The following is a 25,439-nucleotide window of genomic DNA, read 5'->3' as shown; positions in this document are numbered from 1 at the left end:
TCCTATGTCCCCTGCTCAAAAAATCAGCAGGATATGTGGATAACGTGGCTCAGTTTTGAAACGGAATCACCTCATAGGTGGCTCAGTTTTGGATTGGAATCAACAATGACAGACTTCATCCGCAAGTGGCGCCAGAGTGAAGGCCAGGGGGTAACCAGCAAGGCGTTCGTGCTCCTGACGTTCGAGCTGAGCGAGGCCTTCCAGTTCGACTGGAGCGAAGACGGTCTGTTGATTGGTGGCGTGTACCGGCTGCAGGTCTCACGCATGGCCACGCACGAGCGCCTGTCCGAGGTCGGCGCCAAGATGCTCGAGGTAGCGCTCGAATTCCTGCAGCTCGTCCATCAAGACCCTCCTCCTGCGCGAAGCTTATCGTGCAATGTCTTGATTTATAAGACCAGCAGCCTGTCGGACTTTGGAATCGTCGGCTGCGAATGCGCCGCAGCGGCCCATTTTTTACCGTCTTCTTGCCCCATAGTCCCGCTATGGGGCGGCGAATCCGGTAAAAACTGGCCTCGCTGGGGCACATTCTCGCCTTCGACGCCCAAAGTCCGACAGGCTGCTAGCGCCCGAGCCGAGATATGGCGTGCTGTGTTAACCTCCGCGCCCATGCGCAAATACCTCTGTATTTTGACCTTTCTCTTTGTTTGCGCCGTCGGGGCGCACGCGGCTCCTGCGGCAGGCTCTGCAGACGAAATGGACAAGTTTCTCACGGACAATGGCCTGCTTGGGCAATGGAACGAGATGCGTAGTTCCGTCGCCGAAAAGGCGCATTCCGTGGCAGACCGGGCTTCCGACCTGGTGGTCAATGCCATGGGCTTTCTGGGTGTGCCTTACCGCCGTGGCGGCAGCAGCGCTGAAACGGGTTTTGATTGCAGCGGCTTCGTACGCGCCATCTACCAGCAGACCGTAGGCTTGGTCCTGCCGCGCAGCGCCCACCAGCAGGCAGCCAATACCCAGGTCATAGACAAGAAAGACCTGCAGCCGGGCGACCTGGTGTTTTTCAACACTATGCGCCGTGCATTCAGCCATGTCGGGATTTACGTGGGCGACGGCAAGTTCATCCACTCACCGCGCAGCGGCGCCGAGGTGCGCGTGGAAGACATGCAGATGACTTATTGGCAGCGCCGCTTCGATGGCGCGCGCAGGGTTGTGGCGCCCGCGGCAGCGTCAGGGCAGCAGTGAGGGCTTGACCTCAGGGTCGCGATGGTCGGTGTTGCCCCATCTTCGCGCGGTATCCGGGCTTATGTGGGGACGCGAAAGAAGCCGGCGCCAGCCGTGCCTCTTCCCACTTCTTCTTCCGTGGCCTCACGCACGGCATGCACCGTGAGTTGCAGGCGCAAGGCGATCCCAGCCAAAGGGTGGTTGCCGTCCAGCACCACGTGATCCGGGTAGAGCTGTGCCACGGTGTAGAGTCCGTCGCGCGGAATGTCCTTGCTGCAGGCTTGCGGCAAGGCGCTGCCCTCGAAGCACATGCCTTCTTCGATTTCGGCGGGAAAGCAGGAGCGGGGTTCGAGAAACAATCGTTTTTCGTCAAAGTCGCCGAACGCGTCTTCGGGCTCGAGGTGCAACGAAAGCTGGGCGCCGGGTGCATGGCCTTGCAGCGCCTGCTCGATGCGTGGCAGCAAATCATTGCCGCCGACCAGAAACTCTACCGGGTCGTCGAGCACGTCGAGCACGTCGCCCAAGGTGTCCTTCAAAGTCCAGGTGAGCGCGACCACGCATTGGGGGGTGATTTCCATAGGAGAATTGTCGTCGTTTGAGCCGGTAGGTCTATTTTCATGGATATCCAACAACCCCTCGCCCTGCTGGGCGGCCTGAGCCCGGCGCAGTTCATGCGCCGCCATTGGCAGAAAAAACCCTTGCTGGTGCGACAGGCGTTGGCCGGGTTCGCGCCGCCGGTGCTGCGTGCCGGCCTTTTTGCCCTGGCAGGGCAGGAAGGCGTGGAGTCGAGGTTGGTGCAGCACACCGGAGGTGCCTGGCAGCTGCGCCACGGCCCATTTGCGCGCCGGGCACTGCCACCGCTGGCGCAGCCTTGCTGGACCTTGCTCGTGCAGGGGGTGGACCTGCACGACGAGCGGGTACATGCCTTGATGCAGCAGTTCCGCTTCGTGCCCGACGCACGGCTGGACGACCTGATGATCAGCTATGCGACCGATGGCGGTGGCGTGGGGCCGCACTTCGACAGCTACGATGTATTTTTGCTGCAGGCCCATGGGCGGCGCCGCTGGCGCATCGGGCGCCAGAAAGACCTGCGCTTGCGTGAAGACATTCCCTTGAAGGTGCTGGCGCACTTCGAGCCCGAAGAAGAATACGTGCTCGAAGCCGGTGACATGCTCTATTTGCCACCCCGTTATGCCCATGACGGCGTGGCCGAGGGCGAGTGCATGACGTATTCGATCGGCTTTCGCGCCCCGGAGCGCAAGGAGCTTGCGCAGGAACTGCTGCTGCGGGCTGCGGAAAGTGCCGCCGAACAAGAGGCGCCGGAACACCGCTATCGTGATGCCGGGCAGAAAGCTGTAGCCAATCCTGCCGCCATGCCGGAAGAGCTTCAGCAATTTGCCCACGCTGCGGTGCAGCGCGCGCTGGCGCAGCCCTGGATACTGGAGCGTGCGCTGGGCGAATACCTGAGCGAGCCCAAACCCAGCGTGTGGTTCGAGCCCACCGAGGGCGGGGTTCTGCAAGGCGGCGTCGTGCTCGACCGCCGCACGCGCATGCTCTACGATGCGCACCACGTGTTCATCAACGGTGAGAGCTATCTGGCTGCCGGGCGTGATGCTGCCTTGATGCGCCGCCTGGCTGACGTGCGCCGGCTGCAGGCGCACGAATGGGCGCGCGCCAGCACAGAGGCGCGGGAACTTCTGACGTCGTGGTGCGAGGCTGGTTGGGCGCATGTTTGCAGCGATGAGGGGCAGCCCTTATGACGGATGTCGTCTCGATACCGCAAGAAGGTGGCCCGGCTGAATTGCCCACGGGGCGTTTTGCCGGGCGCGAGGTTTTCGTGGAGCAGTTGCGCGCTGCTTTTGCCATGGCGGCGCAAGCCGGCTGGAAAGAAATCATCGTCAGCGATGCCAATTTCTACGACTGGCCCTTGGGGGAGCGCGCCGTCATCGATGCATTGCAGGCCTGGGCTGGTGGCGGCAGGCGGTTCACCATGCTTGCCTGCACTTACGACGAGGTGATCCGGCGGCATGCGCGTTTCGTGCGCTGGCGTGCCACCTGGGAGCACGTCATTACCTGTCGGCGCAGCGCCGGGGCCGACCCGCTGGAGATTCCCAGCGTGTGGTGGTCACCAGCGTGGGTGTTGCAGCGGCTCGACGTGGCGCACTGCGCCGGGGTGATGAGCACGGCGCCAGAGCGCCTCGTGGCCGTGCATGAGTCGCTCGAAGAGTGGGTGCACAACAAGAGCGCGCCGGGTTTTCCGTCAACCACGCTGGGGTTGTAACGTTGTTGTCAACATGCACCTGGAAAGTGCTTGGATGCAACAGTGTTCGCCCTTCAAGGCGTCTCAGTGTTAGTGGGTATTGACGAATCTCCCTATAATCCTTTTTTGTGCATCGATGAACTCCCAAGTGCATCCTGCCAGCGCGTAGATGGCTAGAGAAATCTGTCGCGATGGTGTTTCCATTTCATCTGTCAACTAGGAAAACTGCAATGAAAAACTCTCTCGTCCTGGCTACCTTGATCGCTGCTGCCGCCCTCGCCGCTTGCGGCAAGAAGGAAGAGGCTCCTGCGCCCGCACCGGCACCTGCCGAAGCTCCTGCAGCCGCTCCCGCTCCTGCTCCGGCTGAAGCGCCTGCTGCTCCGGCTTCCGCTGAAGCTCCGGCCGCTGCACCTGCTGCTGACGCATCCGCCGCTCCCGCTGCCGACGCATCCGCTGCCAAGTAAGCTCGGCACAGAGTGCAGGCTGCATGTTTACGGACATGCAGCCCGCTGGGCGGCAATCGAATTGCTGCCATAAAAAAACCGCTTCATGCATTGAAGCGGTTTTTTTATGCGCGAAAGCTGCGCGAGCATTCTTTGGAGCCGGCAGACAAGATACGGGCCCGAGGCTCCCAAACAGTTAGAGGGCGCACTGGTGGCGCGCCCTCTTTGCCCTCTTACGTGACTTCAGCGCAAGTCTTCCACCAACACCTTCAAGATGCGCTGCGCATTCGCAGAGGACTCGGGGGCACCGGTTTCGTTCAGCACGGACACGGTGCTGATGTTGCCTTCGGCCTGCACGCGGATACGGTACTTGAGCGGCGGCGCAGCATCCGAGCTGCCAAAGATCTTGCCGAAAAAGCCGGGCTCTTTCTTGTCGGGGTTGGGCGCGATATAGCGCACGAAATACAAGCCTTCGTTGCGGTTGCGGTCTTCGACCGTGAAGCCGGTGCGGTCGAGTGCGAGACCCACGCGGCGCCAGGCGCGGTCGAAACCTTCGCTGACCTGCACCACGGGCGTGCCGTTGACGGTGGACAGGCGCGCCGTCGATGCCTTGAGCGCGGGTGCAGCGGCCACGGCCTTGGCTTGTTCCTGGCTCACGCCGAGCTTGGTCATCAGGCGCCGCAAAAATTCGGCTTCAAGTTCCGGGTCGGGTTTGCGCGGCTGCCAGACGGTCGAGTCTTTGGTGGAGCTCGCATAAACCTCTTCCATGCCGCGGTGGGTGATGTAGATCTCGGTGCCGCCTGCGGCGTTGCGTTCGAGGCGGGTGCGGAATTTGTCGCGCTCGCCGGTGGAGTAGAGCGAGTCGAATACCTTGCCAATCGTGGAGCGGATGAAGTCCTGCGGAATCTTGGCGCGGTTTTCGGCCCAGTCGGTCTCCATGATGCCGAGTTCGGGCTGATCCAGCACGAGGTTGAAGCCGTTTTCCTGCCAGAAGGTGCGCACGGGGTCCCAGAGCTTGTCGGCGGGGCGATCGACGACGAGCCAGCGCTGGTTGCCGTCACGCTCTATGCGCACGTCGGCGATCTGCGCCACCGCGGTCTTGGATTCGGCCTCGGCCTTGTTCGTGGCCTTGCCCGCTTCGAACGCAGCGGCAGAAACGGGCCCGCCCGGCACGACGTAGCGGCTTTCTTGCGAAAGCTGGGTCAGGTCGGGCGGCACTTCGAGCGTCGATGCCTTGGTAGCGCTTTTGTAATCGACTTTGTCGCTCTCCAGAACAGAGCATGCGGACAAGGCCAGGGCAAGGCCCAGCAGGCCGCAACGTGCAGAATGGTTCACGCGAGAATCCTCTGAAAATCTTGGATAGGGGTGCTTACAGCAGGCCGCTGGCGCGCAGCGCGGCCTCTACCTGCGCTTCGTAGGCAGGCTGCAGCGGCGTCATGGGCAGGCGCAGCGTGGTTCCACACAAGCCCATGCGCGCCATGGCCCATTTGACCGGGATGGGGTTGGCTTCGACGAACAATTGCTTGTGCACGGGCATCAGGCGGAACTGGATTTCCATGGCACGGCGCACGTCGCCGGCGCGCGCCGCGGCGCAGAGTTCGCGCATCAGGCGCGGCGCCACGTTGGCCGTGACGCTGATGTTGCCGTGGCCACCGCAGAGCATGAGTGCGACGGCCGTCGGGTCGTCGCCCGAATACACGCCAAAGCCTTGCGGCACCTCGCGGATCAGCCACTGTGCGCGTTCGATGTTGCCGGTGGCTTCCTTGATGCCGATGATGCCGGGCACCTGGGCCAGGCGCAGCACGGTGTCGTGCTGCATGTCCGCCACGGTGCGGCCGGGCACGTTGTAGAGGATGATGGGCAGGTCGCCCACGGCCTCGGCGATGGCCTTGAAGTGCCGGTATTGGCCCTCCTGCGTGGGCTTGTTGTAGTAGGGCACGACCTGCAGCTGGCTGTCGGCTCCGACCTTTTTGGCGAAGCGCGCGAGCTCGATCGCTTCGGCGGTGGAGTTGGCGCCGCAGCCGGCCATGATGGGCACGCGCTGGGCAGCCTGCTCGACCGCGACGCGGATGATTTCGCAGTGCTCTTCGACGTTCACGGTGGGCGACTCGCCCGTGGTGCCGACCACGCTGATGCAGTCGGTGCCTTCGGCGATGTGCCAGTCTATGAGTTTGCGCAGCGTGGCGTAGTCCACGCTGCCGTCCTCGTGCATGGGGGTGACGAGGGCGACGATGCTGCCGGTGAGGGAGACGCGAGAGGAGGTCATGTCCGCAAGTGGAATCAGGAATGGGGCATTCTAACTAGGAGAAGATAAGAGCTCGTTGGACGCACGCAGTTCCTTGCGCGTGCCCGAGGCCGGCGGTGAACATGCAGCCCATGAGCGGACTTGCGTGCTCAATCACTCAGAGAGCAAGGCCGGCAGCGTCTGCGCCGCGGTGCCGCGCAGCACCAGGTGGGCGACGCCGTCGAGCTCGCTGGCGTGCGGGTTGACGACCACCACCTTGGCCCCGGCCTGACGCGCCTGGTGCGCGAGCCCGGCGGCGGGATAGACCTCGCCCGAGGTGCCGACCACGAGCATCAAGGCGCAGCGCTGCGCGGCCTGCTCGGCGGCGTGCAGTGTGGCCGGCGGCAGCATCTCGCCGAACCACACGACGTCGGGGCGCAGCATGTTGCCGCAATCGGGGCAGCGCGGCGGATTGTCTGCCTGCGCACGCTCAGGCGCGCAAACGCGGCCGCTCTGGCGTGCATGAAAGCACAGGTCGAGCCAGCGGTCTTGAAAGATGTTGCCGTGCAGCGCCAAGGCGTCGGTGCTGCCGGCTTTCTGGTGCAAGCCATCGACGTTTTGCGTGATCACAGTGAGGCGGCCCGGGTGGCGCTGCTGGTAAGTGGCGATGGCGTAGTGGCCGGCGTTGGGCTTGACCTCGGCCATGGCGGTGCGGCGCTCGGCGTACCAGTTCCAGACGAGTTCGGGCTGGGCGCGAAAGCCCTCTTCGGTGGCGAGCTCGGCGGGGTTGAAGCGCGCCCACAGACCGGTCTGCGCATCGCGGAACGTGGGGATGCCCGATTCGGCGCTCATGCCGGCGCCGGTCAGCACGGCAAGGTGCTGTGCGGCCTGCAGCCAGGCGCGCACTTGCAAAAAGTCAGGGTGGGAGTCCAGGGATGCAGTCATGGCATTGGGCCTATGGAAAAAAGAGGCCAGGCAAAAAGCCGATGACCGCAACGGGCTGCGAAGGCGCTCAACCAGTGATGGCCAGCGGCACATGATGCACCCTATCTTGCCGATTTTGCGCCGCCGCGGCAATCCCGCGCACTACGTCGCCGACCACGATCACCGCGGGGCTGGCGAGGCCCTGCGCGGCGATGGTGGTCTGCAGTGTGGCCAGCGTGGCGGTGGCATGGCGCTGCGTGGGCAGGCTTGCGTGCTCGATGACGGCCACGGGCGTGTGCGCGGGCAGGCCGGTGAGCAGGCCCTGCGCGATCTCTGCGGCGTGGCGCATGCCCATGTAAATCACCAGCGTGAGGCGCGCCGCATGTGCGGTGTGCGCGAGCAGGGGCCAGTCCACCCCCGGCGCGCCGGGCTGGGCGTGGCCGGTGATGAAGATGACGCCGTGCGCGTGTTCGCGGTGCGTGAGCGGCGCGCCCAGCGCGGTCATGCCCGCAAGCCCGGCCGTGATGCCGTTGACCACCGTGACCGGGACGCCCGCGGCGCGCAGGCGCTCGACTTCTTCGCCGCCGCGGCCAAAGATGAACGGGTCTCCGCCCTTGAGGCGCACCACGGTTTCGCCGGCGCGCGCGGCCTGGAGCATGAGCTTTTCGATGAAGGCCTGCGGCGTGCTTTTGCAGCCGCCGCGTTTGCCCACGTGCACGATGCGCGCGCCGGGCGCGGCGTAGGCCAGGATGGCGTCGCTCACCAGGTCATCGACGAGCAGCAGCGTGGCCGCCTGGATGGCCTTGAGCGCCTTGAGCGTGAGCAGTTCCGGATCGCCCGGGCCGGCGCCGACCAGGGTGCAGCTGCCAGGGCAGGGACGGGCCGAGGGGGCGATGTGTTCGGTCATGGCGGGGTCCTGGGGGCGGGTTCTGTGGTGGGGAGCTTTTCAGGCGGTGTGGTCAGCGCTGGCGGGCGAGGCCACTTTGCGGCTCAGCTGCACGATGTATTCCACCTGCTGGGCCAGGGCTGGCGGGACGGGCAGGGTGCCGGCCAGCACGGCGCGGGTGTAGTGCGCGGTGCTGGCTGCGTCTATGCTGCCGGGCAGGCCCGGCACTTCGGGCGCGGTGCCGGGCTGTTGCTCTTGCACAGGCAGGTGCTGGCCGTGCACGAAGGCGTCGTAGCGTGGCGCGCGGCGCGGGTCGGCGCAGACTTCGCCCTCCAGGCCGCGCGAGAGCAGGGCGTTCATGCCGCGCAGTGCGCAGGTGCCGCACAGCACCTCGAGGTATTCGGGGTGCGTGTAGCTGCCCACCACCAGGGTGGGGCCCGCGCTGGGAGCGATGAGCTTGGCCACGCTGTGGCCGGGGTTGCGCAGGCCCACCAGCTCGCGCACCGCGAGCAGGCGCGCCAGGCCCGGCTGCAGCCGCGCCGTGGAGATGTGGGCCAGCGTGCCGTTTGCTATTTGTTCAGGAGCTTCCAGTGAAGGTATATCCAGGGCAAGAAGCACTTCTTGTGCTGTAACCCGGCGCGCCTCGGTGCGCATGCCGTGCAGCAAGACGGGCAGTCCTTCGCGCGCCAGCAGCAACGCCAGCAAAGGCGTGAGCACCGGCAGCTTGCGCGCGCCGTTGTAGCTGGGGAGCACCACCAGGGGGCGATCGCTGGCCGGGAAGGGGCTGAGCCGCGCCTCGGTGGCATCGAGAAAGCCGGCCATCTCGGCCGCGGTTTCGCCTTTGATGCGCATGGCCAGGCAGAACGCGCCGATCTCCAGATCGCTCACGCTGCCGTCCAGTACCTGACCGAACAAGTCTGCGGCCTGCTCGCGCGTCAAGGCGCGCGCGCCCCGCACGCCGCGGCCGATTTCTTTGAGGTAGTGACTGATGCCCATGGTGTGCATTGTTGCGGGGTGATGATGAATCCTGGTTATATAGGAATATGCCTGCAGGGCCTTGTGTCATGCCGCTGCAGCGGTGGTGCTGGGCATGCTGCGGCGCACCAGGCGGCGCAATTGCGGGATGCAGGAGCCGCAGTTGGTGCCGCATTGCAGCTGCTGCTGCAAGGCTGCCAGCCGCCCTTCCTCGCTGTCGCGGCAAGTGGCGAGGCAGGACAGGATGGCGTCTTCGCGCACGTTGAAACAGGTGCAGACCTGGGGGCTTGCGGCTGCGAGGGTGATGGGCGCCTGGGCGCCGGGGGCGAGCAGCAGGCGACCGTAGGGTTGGGCGGGCAGTGCGTCTTGCAGCAGCGGGCGCAGCCAGGTTTCGGCACGGGTGTCGCCCGCCAGCACGAAGGCCTGCAGCAGCATGTCCTCGCCCGACGGGGCGAGGCGCATGGTGCGGCGCTGGCCGGTCTTGCGGTCGGCATAGCGCAGCGCGTGCGCATCGGCAAGTCCGAGCAGTTGTTCGATGTGGGCCAGCACGGCATCGGGCGGGGCTGCAGGGGCGGCGGCGCGCAGCAAGACCCCGCTGCGCTCGCGCCCGAAGGGCACGCAGGCCGCAAAGGCGAACTGCGGCATCAGCGTGCGCAGCGCCGCGTGGGTGGTAAGCACTTCGTCCTCGGGCAGCCAGGCCATGGCGAGCAGTGACCAAGGCAATGCGGCTTTGGTGATGCGCACGGCGCTGTGCTTGAACTCGGGCTGTTTGGAGCGGGGGCACAGCGCCGCGCTGGTGAGGCCATTCACGCCGCTGCCCGGGCTTGCATTGCTGCCGCTACCGCTGCCGCCAAGAAACTCCGCGCCCCAGTGCATGGCCATGAAGGCCTGGCCGGGAGCCAACGCATCGCTGGGCTGCACGGGGGCGATGAGGCTGCCGCGGCGGCTGGCCACATGCACCAGATCGCCCGGCTGCAGGCCGTGGCGCGCGAGGTCCTGGGGGTGCAGCTCGAGCGCGGGTTCGGGAACATGGCCGAACAGGCGGCCCAGCGTGCCCGTGCGCGTCATGCCATGCCACTGGTCACGCAGGCGCCCCGTGGTCAGCGCCAGCGGGTAGCGTGCATCGCGCGGTTCGGCCACGGGCTGGTAGGGCTGCGCGTCGAAGCGGGCACGCCCGTCGGCGGTGGGAAAGATGCCGTCCGCGTACAGCCGCGCCGTGCCCAAGGTCGCGCCCGCGGGGAAGGGCCATTGGGCGGGCGCGAGTTCGAGCGCGGCGTAGCTCAGCCCGGTGATGTCCAGGTCGCGCCCACGCGTGGCGGCACGGTGCTCGTTCCAGATCGATTCGGGATGGGTATAGGGAAAAATCGTTGCCTGTCCGGGGCGCAACACGGCTTCGAGGCGGTGCGCAAAGTCCACGGCGATGGCCCAGTCGTGGCGCGGGCCATTGTCGGTGGGGTCGGTGGAGTCGGTGGAGCGCGGCGGCGGCACGGCGGCGCGCACGCGCGAGATGCGGCGCTCGCTGTTGGTCACGGTGCCCTCTTTTTCGCCCCAGGTGGTGGCGGGCAGTAGCAGGTCGGCGAAGTCGCAGGTGGCGGCGGTGGCGAAAGCCTCTTGCACCACCACGAACTCGGCACGCTGCAAGGCGCGGCGCACGGTGGTTTGGTCTGGCAGCGACTGCGCGGGGTTGGTGCAGGCGATCCACAGCGCCTTGATTTCTCCATCGGCTGCGGCCTGGAACATTTCCACCGCGGTTTTGCCTGGGCGCTGCGGCAGGTCGGGCACGCCCCACAGCGCGGCAATCTCGGCGCGGTGCGTCGGGTTGGCGAGTTCGCGGTGGCCTGGCAGCAGATGGGCGAGGGCACCCACCTCGCGCCCGCCCATGGCGTTGGGCTGGCCGGTGAGCGAGAACGGCCCAGCGCCAGGGCGGCCGATCTGGCCCGTGGCCAGGTGCAGGTTGATCAGCGCGGTGTTTTTGGCGGTGCCGCTGCTGCTTTGGTTCAGGCCCTGGCAATAGAGGCTCAGCGTGGGCTGGCGCGGTGTGCCGGGTTCGATGCCGGCAAACCAGCGCGCGGCCAGGGTCAGATCGTCCACGCTGATGCCGCAGACCTGGGCCACGAGCTGCGGCGGGTAGTCGTGCACCAGGGTTTGCAAGTCTTCGAAGCCGTGCGTGTGCGCGGCGATGAAGGCCGCGTCCGCCCAGCCTTCGCGCAGCATCAGGTGCAGCATGCCGTGCAGGAGCATGGCGTCGGTGCCGGGCTCTATGCGCAGGTGCAGGTCGGCGATTTCGGCCGTGTCGGTGCGGCGCGGGTCGACGACGATGATCTTTAGCGCGGGCCGGGCGCGCTTGGCGTCTTCGATGCGCCGGAACAGGATGGGGTGCGCGTAGGCGGTGTTGCTGCCCGCGATGAATAGGCAGTGCGCATGCTGCAGGTCGTCGTAGCAGGTGGGTGGCGCGTCGGCGCCCAGCGTGGCCTTGTAGCCCGCGACGGCGCTGCTCATGCACAGGCGCGAGTTGCTGTCGAGGTGGGGCGTGCCTATCAGGCCCTTGGCGAGCTTGTTGAAGACGTAGTAGTCCTCGGTGAGCAACTGGCCGCTCAGGTAAAAGCCCACGGCTTCGGGGCCGTGCGTGCGCAGGGTGTGCGCAAAGCGGTCGCAGGCCCATTGCAGGGCCGCGTCCCAGCCGAGCGGCTGTGCCGGGCCCTGCCGCTGCAGGCGCCGCAGGGGCTGCAGCAGGCGGGTCTGGCGTGCGATGGGGGGCGCGACCGTGAGGGCCAGCGTGGCGCCCTTGGTGCACAGACGGCCGAAGTTGGCCGGGTGCTCGGGGTCGCCGCGCACGCCGGTGATCTGCGCGCCGTCAGAGGCGATGAGCACGCCGCAGCCCACGCCGCAGTACGGGCAGGTGGAGCGGGTTTCTGTCATGTGCATGGCTGCTGGCAGCTGCGCGTGGCCACTGGGCCGGCGGACGGGCGGCTGAGTTCGGTGGCGTGGTGGGCCAGTTCTTCGGCGCGCAGGCAGACTCTGTCGCCCTGCACCTGCACGGCAAAGCGCGGCGTGCAGCCTTCGTCGGGTGCCGCCGCGTGGCCGCCCTCCAGGCTGATGGTCCAGTTGTGCAGCGGGCAGGCCACGCTGGTGCCGAAGACGATACCTTGCGACAAGGGACCGCCTTTGTGCGGGCAGCGGTCGAGCAGAGCGAAGACCTGATCGGCCTCGGTGCGAAACAGGGCGACGTCCAGGCCCTGCGCACGCGCCACGCGGCGCGCGCCGAGCACGGGGATGTCGCTCACGCGGCAGACGGGAATCCATTCGGTCATGGCGCTTCCTTGCATGGTGTGGTATTGAATTGATAGCTTGTTGTGCTTGCCAAATCTGCCTCAGGCCGCTATTTCGCTTGCATTCAGCGGCTCGAACTGGCGCGTGTCCACCTGGGCTTGTTCGAGTGCGGCCCAGGGGTCGGGCTCGTCGGCAAGGGCGTGTTGCAGCTGTGCCCACAGCGCCTGGCGGCCGGCGGCGTCGTCGAGGATGCGTTGCTTGACGTAGTCCAGCCCCACCCGGGCGACGAAGTGCACGGTGCGCTCGAGGTACCAGCCCTCCTGGCGGTACAGCTCGCAGAAGGCGCCGGTGTATTCGAGCACCTCCGCGGCGCTCTTGAGCTTGGTGAAGAAGTGCGCAACCTCGGTCTTGATGCCGCCGTTGCCGGCCACGTACATCTCCCAGCCGCTATCGACGCCGATGATGCCCACGTCCTTGATGCCCGCCTCGGCGCAGTTGCGCGGGCAGCCGCTGACGGCGAACTTGACCTTGTGCGGGGCGTACATGCCCACGAAGGCGTGCTCCAGGTCTTTGCCCATCTGGGTGCTGTCCTGCGTGCCCATGCGGCACCACTCGCTGCCCACGCAGGTTTTCACGGTGCGCAGCGCCTTGGCGTAGGCGTGGCCGCTGGGCATGCCCAGGTCGCGCCAGACGGGGATCAGGTCTTCCTTTTTGACGCCGAGCAGGTCGATGCGCTGCCCACCGGTGACCTTCACGGTGGGGATGCGGTATTTGTCCACCACGTCGGCGATGCGGCGCAGCTCGGCGGCGCTGGTCTCGCCGCCCCACATGCGCGGCACCACGCTGTACGTGCCGTCTTTCTGGATGTTGGCATGGCTGCGTTCGTTGATGAAGCGGCTTTGCGGGTCGTCCCTGGCCTCCTTGGGCCAGGTGCTGATGAGGTAATAGTTGATGGCCGGGCGGCAGCTCGCGCAGCCATTGGGCGTGCGCCAGGCAAGGGTGCGGAACACGTCGGGGACGGAAAGCAGCTTTTGCGCGCGGATGGCGTCGCGCACGGCCTGGTGGCCGTGCTCGGTGCAGCCGCACAGGGGCTTGAGCCTGGGCGTGGCGGAGTAGTCACCGCCGGCGCTGAACATCAGCAACTGCTCCACCAGCCCGGTGCACGAGCCGCAGCTGGCGCTGGCCTTGGTGTGCTTGCGCACCTCGTCGAGCGTGAACAGGCCCTTTTCCTTGATGGCCTTGCAGATGACGCCCTTGGTCACGCCGTTGCAGCCGCAGACCTCATCCGTGTCGGCCATGGCGGCGGCCTTGTTGTGGCCCTCGTGGCCGGTGTCGCCGATGTTCGATTCGCCAAACATCAGGCGGTCGCGCAGGTCGTGCACGCTGCGGCCTTCGCGCAGCAGCTTGAAGTACCAGCTGCCATCGACCGTGTCGCCGTACAGGCAGGCACCGACGAGTTTGTCGTCCTTGAGCACGAGCTTTTTGTAGACGCCGCCCATGGGGTCGCTGAGGACGATCTCCTCGGCGTCCTTGCCGCCCTGGAAGTCGCCCGCGCTGAACAGGTCTATGCCGGTGACCTTGAGCTTGGTCGAGGTCTGCGAGCCGGTGTAGCGCCCGATGCCGAACTCTGCGAGGTGCGTTGCGCAGACCTTGCCCTGCTCGAACAGCGGCGCCACCAGTCCGTAGGCAATGCCCCGGTGCGCCGCGCATTCGCCCACGGCGTAGATGCGCGGGTCGGTCACGGTTTGCAGCGTGTCGCTGACCACGATGCCGCGGTGCACGTGCAGGCGCATGCTTTCGGCCAGGGCCGTGTTCGGGCGTATGCCCACGGCCATCACCACCAGGTCGGCGGGCAGTTCGGTGCCGTCCTGCAGGCGCACGGCGCGCACGCGCCCCTCAGGAGTGCCCAGCAGCGCCTGCGTCTGCGCGCTCATCTGGAACTGCATGCCGCGTTCGTGCAAGGATTTTTGCAGCAGCTTGCCGGCCACGGCGTCGAGCTGGCGCTCCATCAGCCACTCGCCTACGTGCACCACCGTGACCTGCATGCCGCGCTTCATCAGGCCGTTGGCGGCTTCCAGGCCCAGCAGGCCGCCGCCTATGACCACCGCGTGGCGGTACTGGGCTGCGGCGGCAATCATCGCCTGGGTGTCGGCAATGTCGCGGTAGGCGAGCACGCCTTCCAACTCGGTGCCCGGAATGGGCAGCATGAACGGGTTGGAGCCCGTCGCGAGGATCAGGCGGTCGTAGCTGGCGCTGCGCTCCTCGCCCGCAGCGTTGACGCCGGTGACCAGGCGCCGCAGCCTGTCCACCGCGCTCACCTTGAAGCCGGCGTGCAGGGTGATGCCGTGCTCGGCGTACCAGTCCCAGCCGTTGAGGACGATCTCGTCCAGCGTCTGCTCGCCGGCGAGCACGGGCGAGAGCAGGATGCGGTTGTAGTTGGGGTGCGGCTCGGCGCCGAAGACCGTGATGTCGTAGAGGTCTGGGGCGATCTTGAGCAGCTCTTCGAGCGTGCGCACGCCGGCCATGCCGTTGCCGACGAGCACGAGTTTCATCTTGGCTTGCGGGGGGATTTGCATGTCCATGGCAGTCTCCTGGGGCGCGGGGTCAGGCTGCATGTTCGACATGCGCCTGGCGGGTGTAGAGGAAGTCCAGCACGGCTTTGCGGCAGTGCTGGTAGTGCGGGTCTTCGGCCAGCGCGACGCGGCTGCGCGGGCGCGGCAGCGGCACGTTCAGCACCTCGCCGATGGTGGCCGCCGGGCCATTGGTGAGCATCACCACCTTGTCGGACAGGAGCACGGCCTCGTCCACGTCGTGCGTCACCATGACCACGGTGCTGTGCGTGCGCGCCACGATGTCCAGCAGCTCGTCCTGCAGCTTGGCGCGGGTCAGCGCATCGAGCGCGCCGAAGGGCTCGTCCATCAACAGCACCTGCGGCTCCATCGACAGGGCGCGTGCAATGCCCACGCGCTGCTTCATGCCGCCCGAGATTTCGCCGGGGCGTTTGTGCGCCGCGTGCGCGAGCCCCACGAGGGCCAGGGCGGCGCCGGTGCGCGCGCGCAGCTGGGCCTTGTTTTCGTGCGCGCCGAACACCCGCTCCACTGCCAGATGCACGTTGTCGAAGCAGGTCAGCCAGGGCAGCAGCGAGTGGTTTTGGAACACCATGGCGCGCTCCGGCCCGGGGCCCTTGATTTCCTTGTTGGCGCACAGCAGCGCGCCTTCGGTGGGCGTGGTCAGGCCGGCGATGAGGTTGAGCAAGGTGGACTTGCCGCAGCCCGAGTGGCCGATCAGCGCCACGAATTCGCCCTTGGCAATGCACAGGTCGATGCCGCGCAGCGCCGGGAATGGGCCTTTGGCCGTATGGAAGGTCTGGGCCACGCCCTGGACCTGGATGAATTTGTGGTGCAGGGCGTCGTTCATGTGCGCACCTCTTCGAAAGTGAGTGCCGTGGCCAGTTTGACCAGGGCGTATTCGAGCACCAGGCCGACGATGCCGATCACGAAAATGGCGATGATGATGTTCTTGACGTTGAGGTTGTTCCACTCGTCCCAGACCCAAAAGCCTATGCCCACGCCGCCGGTCAGCATCTCTGCCGCCACGATCACCAGCCAGGCCGTGCCCACGGCCAGGCGCACGCCGGTCAGAAGGTAGGGCAGCACGGCGGGCAGGAGGATCTTGGTGGCGATCTTCCATTCCGACAGCTGGAGCACGCGCGCCACGTTCATGTAGTCCTGCGGCACGCGCTGCACGCCGATCGCGGTGTTGACGAGCATGGGCCAGATCGAGCAGATGAAGATCGTCCAGATGGCCGCGGGGTGGGCGCCCTTGAACACCAGCAGCCCTATGGGCAGCCAGGCCAGCGGCGACACCGGGCGCAGCAGGCTGACCAGGGGGTTGCACATGCGCTGCAAAAAGGGAAAGCGCCCGATCACGAAACCCGCCGGAATGCCCACCAGCGCCGCCAGCCCGAAGCCCAGGGCCACGCGCTGCAGCGACGCCAGCACGTTCCAGCCCACGCCCTGGTCGTTGGGGCCGTTGCGGTAAAACGGGTCGCTGAACACCTCCTGCGCCTGCGCCCAGGTCTCCAGTGGCGTGGGGATGCTGTGTCCGGTGCTGGCCGAAACCAGCGCCCACACGCCCAGCAGCAGGCCCAGACCGCACAGCGGCGGCAGCAGCGCGAGCCACAGGCGCCGAGACCAGGCACTCGCATGGGGTTTGGCCGGCGGCGGCGTGCGCGGCGCGGACAGTGCCGGCGCCGGGGCTGGCCCGGTGGTGGGCGGGGTTTGCGGCGGGGAATGAAAGACGGCGCTGACCATGGCAGGCTCCTTGGTGGTTGGTGGGGTGCGGTCGGGTTCAGCCGCTCAGGCCTTGAGCGGGAAGCCGTCGGCGTACTTGGCGGGGTCTTTGCCGTCCCAGACCACGCTGTCGATCAGCTTGTGGCTGCGCATTGCGCTCTTGGGCAGCGGCACCTTGGCGGCCGCGGCGGCCTGCTGATAAACGTCGATGCGGTTGACCTGTTTGGCCACGGCCAGATAGTCCGGGTGGGCCGTGAGCAGGCCCCAGCGCTTGTGCTGGGTGAGGAACCACATGCCGTCGCTGAGGTAGGGAAAGTTCACCGCGCCGCCGTCGTAAAACTTCATGTGCAGCGGGTCGTCCCAGGTCTTGCCCAGGCCGTTCTGGTAGCGCCCGAGGATGCGCTGGTTGATCGCATCGACGCTGGTGTTCACGTAGGCCTTGCCGGCGATGGTCTCGGCCATCTTGTTCTTGTTCGCCAGGCTTTCGTCGATCCAGCGGCTGGCCTCCAGGATGGCGGCGGTGACGGCGCGCGCCGTGTTCGGGTATTTCTGCACAAAGTCGGCCGTGGTGCCCAGCACCTTTTCGGGGTGGCTGGGCCAGATGGACTGCGTGGTGGTGGCGGTGATGCCTATGCCGTCCATGATGGCGCGGTGGTTCCAGGGCTCGCCCACGCAAAAGCCGTCCATGTTGCCCACGCGCATGTTGGCCACCATTTGCGGCGGAGGCACGGTGATTACCTTGGCGTCTTTTAGCGGGTGGATGCCGTTGGCTGCGAGCCAGTAGTAAAGCCACATGGCGTGCGTGCCCGTGGGGAAGGTGTGCGCAAAGGTGTATTCGCGTTTTTCGCCGCGCATCAGCCTGGCCAGGCTGGGGCCGTCGGTGGCGCCCTGTTCGGCGAGTTTTTTGCTCAGCGTGATGGCCTGGCCGTTCTGGTTGAGCGTCATGAGCACGGCCATGTCTTTTTTGGGGCCGCCTATGCCCAGCTGCACGCCATAAACCAGGCCGTAGAGCACGTGGGCGAAGTCGAGTTCGCTGCTCACGAGCTTGTCGCGCACGCTGGCCCAGCTCGCTTCCTTGCTGGGGATGATCTTCACGCCGTATTTCTGGTCCAAACCCAGCACGCTGGCCATGACCACGCTGGCGCAGTCGGTCAGCGGAATGAAGCCGATCTTCACTTCCTTTTTCTCGGGGGCATCGGAGCCCTGGGCATGCACGAGCGCGCGCAGCGCAGGGCCGGCGCCCAGCGCGCCCACGGTGGTGGCCTGCAACACGGTGCGGCGCTGGAGGCTGGTTTTCAACAGGTCGGTCATGGGAGCGGTTCCTTCGGGTGGATGTTGAAAGGGCAAAAACAAAAAGGCGTCCTCATGCCGTTCACGCCTGCCAGTGGCAGCGCGCAAACGCATGGGGACGCCTTTGTCCGGTAAGGGACCACCGCCCGCCGTTGGGTGGGGCCGCCTGCAAGACCTGCGTTGGTCTGGGCTATGTAAAGCAAGCGACATGCCAGCTTTGCGTGGCGCTCTGTTTGCTCCTGGAAAAGTAGCTTTTTGTGCCCGCCTACCGGACGCTGTAGGCGATTTAGATCCGCAGAATGTGGAGGCGGCGCAAGGCACCGTACCGGGGCACTGGTTTTGTGCGCTGCACCATCGTGGGGTATGCCCCGGCTGCCTGAGAGGCTGAGGTGCGCGCGGGTTATCCCAGCAAGTCCGCTGCGTCGAGCACGCGCTGCGCCACCTCGCCGAGTTTGAGCCCTTTGTCCATGGCCAGCTTGCGCAGCTTGTCGTAGGCCTGCGGCTCGCTCAGGCCCTGGCGCTGCATGAGCAGGCCCTTGGCGCGGTCTATGGTTTTGCGCTCCGAAAGCGCGTTGCGCGCCTGGGCCAGCTCCGCGCGCAGCGCCTGTTCGTGGGCAAAGCGCGCCATGGCCACTTCCAGAATCGGGCGGATGCGTTGCGGCGCCAGCCCGGCCACGATGTAGGCCGTCACACCCGCGGCCACGGCATCCGGCACGTGCGAGGTGTCTTCGTCGTTGGTGAACATCACGATGGGGCGGCGCGCGGCGCGTGTGGCCAGCACCACATGCTCGAGGGCGTCGCGCGCCTCGCTTTCGGCATCGACGATGATCAAGTCAGGCTGCAGCTGGGCCAGGCGCTCGCTCAGGAACACGTCGGCGGGCAGTGTGGCGACGAGGTTGTAGCCGTTTTCCAGCAGCCCTATGCGCAACGCGCGCGAACGCTCGGCCTGCATCAGGGCGTGTTCGTCGTCAGGGTCGCTCACGGCCAGATCGGGGGCCACGACCACGATGCGCAGGGTTTCGGTCATCCCCGCCAAAAAGCAAGAAGCGCGCCGGGAATGCACATTCGAATGCCGAATGCCGAATGCCGAATGCACACCCCCAGCGTGCGCCCTACACTCACGCCCCTATGAGCGCCCCTCCAAGCCTGCCCTCCGACCTGCCCTCCGACCTGCCCGCCGACGCCCTAGGAGCCTGTCGGGCTTTGGGCGTCGATAGCGAGAATGCGCCCCAGCGAGGCCAGTTTTTGCCGGATTCGCCGCCCCATAGCGGGACTATGGGGCAAGAAGACGGTAAAAAATGGGCTGCTGCGGCACATTCGCAGCCGACGATCCCAAAGTCCGACAGGCTCCTGGTGCTCGGCATCGAGACTTCCTGCGACGAAACCGGCGTGGCGCTGGTGCGCTGCCTGCCTGGCGGCGGTGTGCCGGCCTTGCTGGCGCACGCGCTGCACAGCCAGATCACCATGCACCAGGCCTACGGCGGCGTGGTGCCCGAACTCGCGAGCCGCGACCATATCCGCCGCGTGCTGCCGCTGACCGAGGAGGTGCTCGCGCAGGCGGGTGTGCCGCTTGCGGCCGTGGACGTGGTGGCCTACACGCGCGGGCCGGGGCTGGCCGGGGCGCTGCTGGTGGGCGCGGGCGTGGCCTGCGCGCTGGCCGCGGCGCTGGGGCGGCCGGTGCTGGGCGTGCACCACCTCGAGGGGCATTTGCTCTCGCCGTTTCTGAGCGCCGATGCGCCCGAGTTTCCCTTCGTCGCGCTGCTGGTGTCGGGCGGGCACACGCAGCTCATGCGCGTCGATGGCGTAGGCCGCTACACGCTGCTGGGCGAAACCATAGACGACGCGGCCGGCGAGGCTTTCGACAAGTCGGCCAAGCTGCTGGGCCTGGGCTACCCGGGCGGGCCGGCGCTCTCGCGCCTGGCAGAGCAGGGCGACGCCAAGGCGTTTGCGCTGCCGCGCCCGCTGCTGCACAGCGGCAACCTCGATTTTTCGTTTGCCGGACTCAAGACCGCAGTGCTCACGCAGGCCAAGAAGCTCGGCGCTGCGCTGGAGGTGCGCAAAGCCGATCTGGCTGCGAGCACCGAGGCCGCGATCGTCGATGTGCTGGTGCACAAGACGCTGGCCGCATTGCGTGCGACGGGCCTCACGCGCGTGGTGGTGGCCGGCGGCGTGGGCGCGAACCGGCGCCTGCGTGCGCAGCTCGACGCTGCCTGCGCCGCGCGCCGCGTGCGCGTGCACTACCCCGAGCTGCACCTGTGCACCGACAACGGCGCCATGATCGCGCTGGCCGCGGCCATGCGCCTGCAGGCGGGCCGGCAGCAGGCCAACAGCGACTATGCCTTCGACGTCAAGCCGCGCTGGCCGCTCGAGACGCTGGATGCGCTGGAGGCGGAAAATTCATGAAAATAACTATTTCTTTGATAGCTTCTTGCGCTGTATAGAAGAGCGCAATGCGTCAAATTGATGGGTTACATTCCGCTATCGAATCAAGAGTTATCTGGCCGGCGTCTTTACCGCGGGTTCACCACAAGGGCCCTGAGGCGACAAATTTGCCCGCCACAATCGCCCCCCATGCACCGCACCTCGATCAGCACCTCGGCCAGCACATCGGCTTGGCCTTCGCGCAACAGGGCAGGGGCGCCCGCCCGGGCCCTCTGGCGGGCGGCGCTGGGCGCGAGCCTGTTCGGTCTGCTGGCAGGCTGCGCGCACTGGGTGCCGCCCGATTCGCCCGTGCCTGCGGTGGCGCTGCCCGCGGACTGGTCAGCGCCCGTGCAGGCGCCCGTTGCCGCGCCAGCGCCGGGCGCCGCTGCGCCCGCCTCAGCTGCCTCGCCTACCCCAGCCACCCCAGCCGATACCGCCCGTCCCGCGCTGCTGCCCGGCAATGCGGCCGCGCTCGCGCAGTGGTGGCAGCGCTTTGGCGATGCGCAGCTCAGCACGCTGGTGCAGCAGGCTTTGCTGGCCAACCCCAGCGTGCGCAGTGCGCTTGCGGCCTTGCAGCAGGCGCGTGCGCAGGTGGACGTGCAGGCCGCGGCGCTGCGCCCCAGTTTGAACGCCTCGGGCTCGGCGCAGCGCAGCCGCGCCGCGGGCCACACCGGCAACCAGTTCCAGACCGGCTTCGACGCAAGCTGGGAACCCGACCTGTTCGGCCGCCTGGGCGGTGCGCTGCAGGCGAGCGAGGCCGACGCGCGCGCCGCCGAGGCCAACCTGGGCGCCGTGCAGGTGGCGCTCGCGGCCGAGGTGGCGGTCAACTACATCGACCTGCGCGGACTGCAGCAGCGCCTGGCGATTGCGCGCAGCAACCTGTTGACGCAGCGCCAGACGCTGCAGCTCACCGAGTGGCGCATGCAGGCGGGCCTCACGAGCTCGCAGGTGGTGGAGCAGGCGCGCACCGTGGCCGAGCAGACGGCGGCGATGATCCCGGCGCTGCAGGCGAGCCTGGACCAGTCGCGCCACAGCCTCGCGGTGCTCACCGGGCAGGCGCCCGCGGCGCTCGATGCGCTGCTGGCCGCGCCGGCCGCCGTGCCTGCGCCGAGTGCCGATCTGGCGCTCGAAATCCCCGCCGTGGTACTGCGCCAGCGCCCTGACGTGCACGCCGCCGAGCAGCGCATCGCCGCGGCGCTCGCGCGCGTGCTGCAGGCCGACGCGGCGCGCTATCCGCGCTTCAACATCGCCGGCTCGCTGGGTCTGAGCGCGCTCACGCTCGGTGCGCTGGACACGGGCGAGGCGGTGACGCGCGGCCTGCTCGCGAGCGTCACGGCGCCGATCTTTGACGGCGGCGCCGCGCGCGCGCAGGTGCGTGTGCAGGAGGCCATGCTCGCGCAGGTGCGCAGCGACTACGAAGCCGCCGTGCTCACCGCGCTGCAGGACGTGGAAGACGCCCTCACGGCGCTGCGCAACGAGCGCCTGCGCCTGGCGCACCTGCAGACCGCCGCCGAGGCCGCGGGCAACGCCGCGCTGCTGGCCGAGCAGAACTACCGCAGCGGCCGCATCGACTTCCAGACCCTGCTCGACACCCAGCGCACCCTGCTCACGGCGCAGGACAGCGTCGCGAGCAGCGTGGCCAGCGTCGCGGCCGACCACGTGCGTCTTTACAAGGCGCTGGGCGGCGGCTGGACGAACGGCCCTGCGCCGCAGTGAGCCTTTCGCGTGTCCGCACCCCGCGCGTTCCATCCACCGATTCCACCGGTTTTTGCTTGTTTGGCACCACCATGACCTCTTCCGATCCCTCGGCTTCTCCTGCACCTGCCGCAGCGCCCGCGGCGCAGACCCGGCCCGATGTGGCCGAGCTGAAAAACCTGCTCGGCGACGGCCTGGTGCGCCGCTGGTGGCAGCGCCCCGGCATGTGGCTGGGCCTGTTCGCGCTCGTGCTCGTGGCGGGCGGCGGCTACTACTGGCGCGTGCAGCAAAGCGCCAGCGCCGCGCCGAGCTACGTCACCGAAGCGCTGCGCCGCGGCAACATCACGCTCAGCGTGATGGCCAACGGCATCCTGCAGCCCACGCGCTCGGTGGCCATAGGCAGTGAACTCTCGGGCACGGTGCGCGACGTGTTCGTGGACGTGAACGACCGCGTGAAAAAAGGCCAGGTGCTGATCGTGCTCGACACCGCCAAGCTCGAAGCGCAGGTGCAGCGCTCGCGCGCCACGCTGGCCGCGGCGCAGGCGAAGTTGGCGCAGGCCGAGGCCACGACCAAGGAGGCCCAGGCGAACTACGCGCGCCTGCAGGAAGTGGCGCGCCTGTCGGGCGGCAAGGTGCCCTCGGCGGCCGAGCTCGACACGGGCCTCGCGACGCTCGCGCGCGCGCGTGCCGACGAAGCCAGCGCGCGTGCGAGCGTGCAGGACGCGCGCGCGGCGCTTTCCACCGACGAGACCAACCTCGCCAAGGCCTCGATCCGCTCGCCCATAGACGGCGTGGTGCTCGCGCGCACGGTCGAGCCCGGCAACGCCGTGGCCGCGTCGCTGCAGGCCGTGACCCTGCTCACGCTGGCCGAAGACCTGACGCATCTGCGCGTCTATGCCGACGTCGACGAGGCCGACGTGGGCGTGGTGCGCGTGGGGCAGCCGTCCAGCTTCACGGTCAGCGCCTACCCCACGCGGCGCTTTCCGGCCGAGGTCACGCGCGTGTCCTTCGGCTCGACCAAGACCGACAACGTGGTCACCTACACCACCTGGCTCGACGTGGACAACCACGACCTGAGTCTGCGCCCCGGCATGACGGCCACCGCGACCATCGTTGCCACCGAGCGCAAGGACGTGCTGCTGGTGCCCAACACGGCGCTGCGCTTCACGCCCACGCAGGCGGGCGGGGCGGGGGCGGCGGGTGCGGCGTCCACGCCGGGCGGGGCAAAATCTGGCGGCTCGGGCGGCGGCATCATGGCGCAGCTCATGCCGCACATGCCGCGCAACGCGCGCAAGGCCGGCACGGTGGCCAAAGGCCCCGCCGCTGCGCAGGGCAGCAACGAGCGCCAGCTGTGGCTGCTCAAGGACGGCCAGCCGCAGCCCGTGCGCGTGCAGGTGGGCATCAGCGACGGCCGCGTGACCGAAGTGAGCGGCGACGGCCTGCAGCCCGGCATGGCCGTGATCATCGACCAGCGCCGCGCCGGGGCCAAGCCATGAGCGCAGCGCAGGGCGCCGCGCCGCCGCAGCCATCGGCGTCGCCACCACCTTCGTCGCCACGATCGCAGCCCCTGATCGGCCTGCGCGGCGTGACCAAGGTCTATGGCGAAGGGGCACTGGCTTTCCAGGCGCTCAAGGGCATCAGCCTGGACGTGCAGCAGGGCGACTTCGTGGCCATCATGGGGCCGAGCGGTTCGGGCAAATCGACGGCCATGAACATCCTCGGTTGCCTCGACCACCCGAGCACCGGCGCGTACCTGTTTCGCGGTGTGCACGTCGAAGGCCTCTCACGCGACGAGCGCGCGTTGCTGCGGCGGCGCTACTTCGGCTTCGTGTTCCAGGGCTTTCACCTGCTGCCGCGCACCACCGCGCTCGAAAACGTCGAACTGCCGCTGCTGTACCGCGGCGAGCCCGCGGCCCAGCGCCACGCCGCGGCTACGCAGGCGCTCGCGGACGTAGGCCTCAAGGGTTGGGAGCACCACACTTCGGCCGAGCTCTCGGGCGGGCAGCAGCAGCGCGTGGCCATTGCGCGCGCCATCGTCACGGCGCCGGCGGTGCTGCTCGCCGACGAGCCCACGGGCAACCTCGACTCGCGGCGCAGTCATGAAATCATGGAATTGCTGTGGCGCCTGAACGTCGAGCACGGCATCACCGTGCTCATGGTCACGCACGAGCCCGACATGGCCGACTACGCGCGGCGCATCGTGCACTTCGTCGATGGCCAGGTGGAGCGCGACGCACCCAACCCCGCGCCGCTGATGCTGCGCCCGGGCCACCAGAGCGTGACGGCGGCAACAGAGGCGCTACCCGCCCAATCCAGCGGGGAGCCGGCCATCCTCCAGGCCGAACCACAGGCCGGGGAGGGCGTCTGATGCTGCTGAGCACCATCCTGCTTGCGCTGCGCTCGATCCGGCGCAACCTGCTGCGCTCCTTTCTCACCGTGCTGGGCATAGTGATCGGCGTGAGCGCGGTGATCACCATGGTCACGCTGGGCAACGGCGCCACGCAGGCCATCCAGAACCAGATCGCGAGCCTGGGCACCAATTTGCTGCAGATTCGCCCCGGCCAGCGCATGGGCCCCGGCGGCAGCGGCGGCGCGCCGGCTTTCAAGGACGTGGACGCCGACGCCATCGCGCAGCAGATCGGCGGCATCCTCGCCGTGGCGCCCGAGGCGCGCACCAGCACCACCGTGGTTGCGAACGGGCGCAACTGGACCACCATCGTCACGGGCAGCAGCAACGCCTGGCTGCAGGTGGGCAACTGGACGGTGCGCGCGGGCCGCGACTTCAGCGACGCCGAACTGCGCGCCGGCTCGGCCGTGTGCCTGATCGGCGAGACCGTGCGGCGCGAGCTTTTTGGCGAATCGGGCGACCCGCTGGGCCAGTACCTGCGCGTGAAGGCGTTTTCGTGCGAGGTCATAGGCGTGCTGGCCTCCAAGGGGCAGGGCGCATTCGGCAACGACCAGGACGACGTGGTGCTCATGCCGCTCAAGACCTACCAGCGCCGCGTCACAGGCAACACGCGCGTGAACACGCTGCTCGTGTCCATGCAGGACGGCAGCGACCCCGAGCGCGTCAAGGCCAGCCTGACCCAGCTGCTGCGCGAGCGGCGCAAGCTCGCCAGCACCGACGAGGACAACTTCAACGTGCTCGACACCAAGCAGCTCGCCGACACGCTCTCGGGCACCACGCGCGTGCTCACCACCTTGCTCGGCGCGGTGGCTGCGGTGAGCCTGCTCGTGGGCGGCATAGGCATCATGAACATCATGCTCGTGAGCGTGACCGAGCGCACGCGCGAAATCGGCCTGCGCCTGGCCATTGGCGCGCTCGAGGGCGAGGTGCTGATGCAGTTCCTGATCGAGGCCGTGGTACTGGCCGCGCTCGGCGGCCTCGTGGGCATCGTGCTCGCGGCGCTGGCCTCGCTCGGGCTGGCCTTGCTGATGGGCGTGCCCTACACGGTGAACGTGGGCGTGAATTTGCTCTCGTTCGCGTTTTCCGCAGCCATAGGCGTGGTGTTCGGCTACTTCCCGGCCCGCCGCGCCGCGCGCCTCGACCCGATCGAGGCGCTGCGGCACGAGTGACGACGCGCGGGGCCGACTGGCC

General features: G+C 67.6%; 22 protein-coding genes and 1 pseudogene. 10 read left to right on the top strand and 13 right to left on the bottom strand.

Going from position 1 to position 25,439, the window contains the following annotated elements; translation table 11 throughout:
• Positions 1-99 precede the first annotated feature (99 nt).
• Positions 100-267: pseudogene (locus tag PYV55_RS00780) on the top strand (IS21 family transposase); the annotation flags it as partial.
• 339 nt (positions 268-606) lie between these two features.
• Positions 607-1,182: a C40 family peptidase gene (locus PYV55_RS00775; RefSeq protein WP_275848352.1), complete on the top strand. Its 576-nt coding sequence runs from the start codon at positions 607-609 to the stop codon at positions 1,180-1,182.
• Positions 1,183-1,241: 59 nt separating this feature from the next.
• Here PYV55_RS00775 and PYV55_RS00770 read toward each other — a convergent pair whose 3' ends face one another.
• Positions 1,242-1,739 (bottom strand): FKBP-type peptidyl-prolyl cis-trans isomerase, encoded by a 498-nt coding sequence (locus PYV55_RS00770; protein ID WP_275848333.1) that lies wholly within the window; start codon positions 1,737-1,739, stop codon positions 1,242-1,244.
• A 39-nt stretch (positions 1,740-1,778) separates the two neighbouring features.
• On the opposite strand from PYV55_RS00770, the gene PYV55_RS00765 reads away from it, so the two are divergent.
• The 3 genes from PYV55_RS00765 to PYV55_RS00755 all read left to right on the top strand — a co-directional run bounded on the left by PYV55_RS00765 (position 1,779) and on the right by PYV55_RS00755 (position 3,885).
• Positions 1,779-2,921: a cupin domain-containing protein gene (locus PYV55_RS00765; protein WP_275848331.1), complete on the top strand. Its 1,143-nt coding sequence runs from the start codon at positions 1,779-1,781 to the stop codon at positions 2,919-2,921.
• Entirely contained in the window at positions 2,918-3,442 is a 525-nt protein-coding gene (locus tag PYV55_RS00760; RefSeq protein WP_275848329.1) for a hypothetical protein, read from the top strand. Before PYV55_RS00765 ends, PYV55_RS00760 begins: the two co-directional genes overlap by 4 nt.
• A gap of 209 nt (positions 3,443-3,651) precedes the next feature.
• Positions 3,652-3,885, top strand: coding sequence for a hypothetical protein (locus PYV55_RS00755; RefSeq protein WP_275848327.1), 234 nt, complete (start codon positions 3,652-3,654; stop codon positions 3,883-3,885).
• A 222-nt stretch (positions 3,886-4,107) separates the two neighbouring features.
• Here PYV55_RS00755 and bamC read toward each other — a convergent pair whose 3' ends face one another.
• The 12 genes from bamC to PYV55_RS00695 form a co-directional block, all read right to left on the bottom strand.
• Complete coding sequence (gene bamC, locus PYV55_RS00750) at positions 4,108-5,199, bottom strand: outer membrane protein assembly factor BamC (protein WP_275848325.1); 1,092 nt, start codon at positions 5,197-5,199, stop codon at positions 4,108-4,110.
• Between the two features lie 34 nt (positions 5,200-5,233).
• Positions 5,234-6,130: a 4-hydroxy-tetrahydrodipicolinate synthase gene (dapA, locus tag PYV55_RS00745; RefSeq protein ID WP_275848323.1), complete on the bottom strand. Its 897-nt coding sequence runs from the start codon at positions 6,128-6,130 to the stop codon at positions 5,234-5,236.
• 132 nt (positions 6,131-6,262) lie between these two features.
• Positions 6,263-7,033: an SIR2 family NAD-dependent protein deacylase gene (locus PYV55_RS00740; protein ID WP_275848322.1), complete on the bottom strand. Its 771-nt coding sequence runs from the start codon at positions 7,031-7,033 to the stop codon at positions 6,263-6,265.
• 67 nt (positions 7,034-7,100) lie between these two features.
• Positions 7,101-7,919, bottom strand: a complete 819-nt coding sequence (cobA, locus tag PYV55_RS00735) for a uroporphyrinogen-III C-methyltransferase (protein WP_275848319.1) — start codon at positions 7,917-7,919, stop codon at positions 7,101-7,103.
• Between the two features lie 39 nt (positions 7,920-7,958).
• Positions 7,959-8,894 carry a DNA-binding protein YbiB gene (gene ybiB, locus PYV55_RS00730; protein ID WP_275848317.1) on the bottom strand — a complete coding sequence of 312 codons (936 nt, stop codon included), beginning with the start codon at positions 8,892-8,894 and terminating at the stop codon, positions 7,959-7,961.
• Positions 8,895-8,960: 66 nt separating this feature from the next.
• Positions 8,961-11,792, bottom strand: a complete 2,832-nt coding sequence (locus tag PYV55_RS00725; RefSeq protein WP_275848315.1) for a nitrate reductase — start codon at positions 11,790-11,792, stop codon at positions 8,961-8,963.
• Positions 11,789-12,184 carry a nitrite reductase small subunit NirD gene (gene nirD, locus PYV55_RS00720; protein WP_275848313.1) on the bottom strand — a complete coding sequence of 132 codons (396 nt, stop codon included), beginning with the start codon at positions 12,182-12,184 and terminating at the stop codon, positions 11,789-11,791. The genes PYV55_RS00725 and nirD overlap by 4 nt, the downstream gene beginning before the upstream one ends.
• A 60-nt stretch (positions 12,185-12,244) precedes the next feature.
• The gene (gene nirB / locus PYV55_RS00715; protein ID WP_275848311.1) at positions 12,245-14,725 is read right to left on the bottom strand and encodes a nitrite reductase large subunit NirB; all 2,481 of its coding nucleotides are present in this window, start codon (positions 14,723-14,725) and stop codon (positions 12,245-12,247) included.
• A 22-nt stretch (positions 14,726-14,747) separates the two neighbouring features.
• Positions 14,748-15,560, bottom strand: a complete 813-nt coding sequence (locus PYV55_RS00710) for an ABC transporter ATP-binding protein (RefSeq protein ID WP_275848309.1) — start codon at positions 15,558-15,560, stop codon at positions 14,748-14,750.
• A complete protein-coding gene (gene ntrB / locus PYV55_RS00705) occupies positions 15,557-16,456 on the bottom strand; it encodes a nitrate ABC transporter permease (RefSeq protein WP_275848307.1) in 900 nt (299 codons plus the stop codon). The genes PYV55_RS00710 and ntrB overlap by 4 nt, the downstream gene beginning before the upstream one ends.
• Before the next feature lie 45 nt (positions 16,457-16,501).
• Positions 16,502-17,746: a CmpA/NrtA family ABC transporter substrate-binding protein gene (locus PYV55_RS00700; RefSeq protein WP_275848305.1), complete on the bottom strand. Its 1,245-nt coding sequence runs from the start codon at positions 17,744-17,746 to the stop codon at positions 16,502-16,504.
• Positions 17,747-18,125: 379 nt separating this feature from the next.
• A complete protein-coding gene (locus PYV55_RS00695) occupies positions 18,126-18,752 on the bottom strand; it encodes an ANTAR domain-containing response regulator (protein WP_275848303.1) in 627 nt (208 codons plus the stop codon).
• A 101-nt stretch (positions 18,753-18,853) separates the two neighbouring features.
• Between PYV55_RS00695 and tsaD the strand changes: the two genes are divergently transcribed.
• The 5 genes from tsaD (at position 18,854) to PYV55_RS00670 (ending at position 25,417) form a co-directional block, all read left to right on the top strand.
• Positions 18,854-20,128 (top strand): tRNA (adenosine(37)-N6)-threonylcarbamoyltransferase complex transferase subunit TsaD, encoded by a 1,275-nt coding sequence (gene tsaD, locus PYV55_RS00690; RefSeq protein WP_275848301.1) that lies wholly within the window; start codon positions 18,854-18,856, stop codon positions 20,126-20,128.
• A gap of 168 nt (positions 20,129-20,296) precedes the next feature.
• Complete coding sequence (locus PYV55_RS00685; protein ID WP_275848299.1) at positions 20,297-21,862, top strand: efflux transporter outer membrane subunit; 1,566 nt, start codon at positions 20,297-20,299, stop codon at positions 21,860-21,862.
• A gap of 71 nt (positions 21,863-21,933) precedes the next feature.
• On the top strand, positions 21,934-23,337 hold the full coding sequence (locus PYV55_RS00680) for an efflux RND transporter periplasmic adaptor subunit (RefSeq protein ID WP_275848297.1): 1,404 nt from the start codon (positions 21,934-21,936) through the stop codon (positions 23,335-23,337).
• Complete coding sequence (locus PYV55_RS00675) at positions 23,334-24,209, top strand: ABC transporter ATP-binding protein (protein ID WP_275848296.1); 876 nt, start codon at positions 23,334-23,336, stop codon at positions 24,207-24,209. Before PYV55_RS00680 ends, PYV55_RS00675 begins: the two co-directional genes overlap by 4 nt.
• Positions 24,209-25,417 (top strand): ABC transporter permease, encoded by a 1,209-nt coding sequence (locus PYV55_RS00670; RefSeq protein ID WP_275848295.1) that lies wholly within the window; start codon positions 24,209-24,211, stop codon positions 25,415-25,417. The genes PYV55_RS00675 and PYV55_RS00670 overlap by 1 nt, the downstream gene beginning before the upstream one ends.
• Positions 25,418-25,439: the final 22 nt, after the last annotated feature.

It is taken from the genome of Extensimonas soli (assembly GCF_029211265.1).
Classification (GTDB): Bacteria; Pseudomonadota; Gammaproteobacteria; order Burkholderiales; family Burkholderiaceae_C; genus Extensimonas; species Extensimonas soli.
The sequence above is the reverse complement of the archived record's forward strand: the minus strand, read 5'-3'. Positions and strand labels throughout refer to the sequence as shown.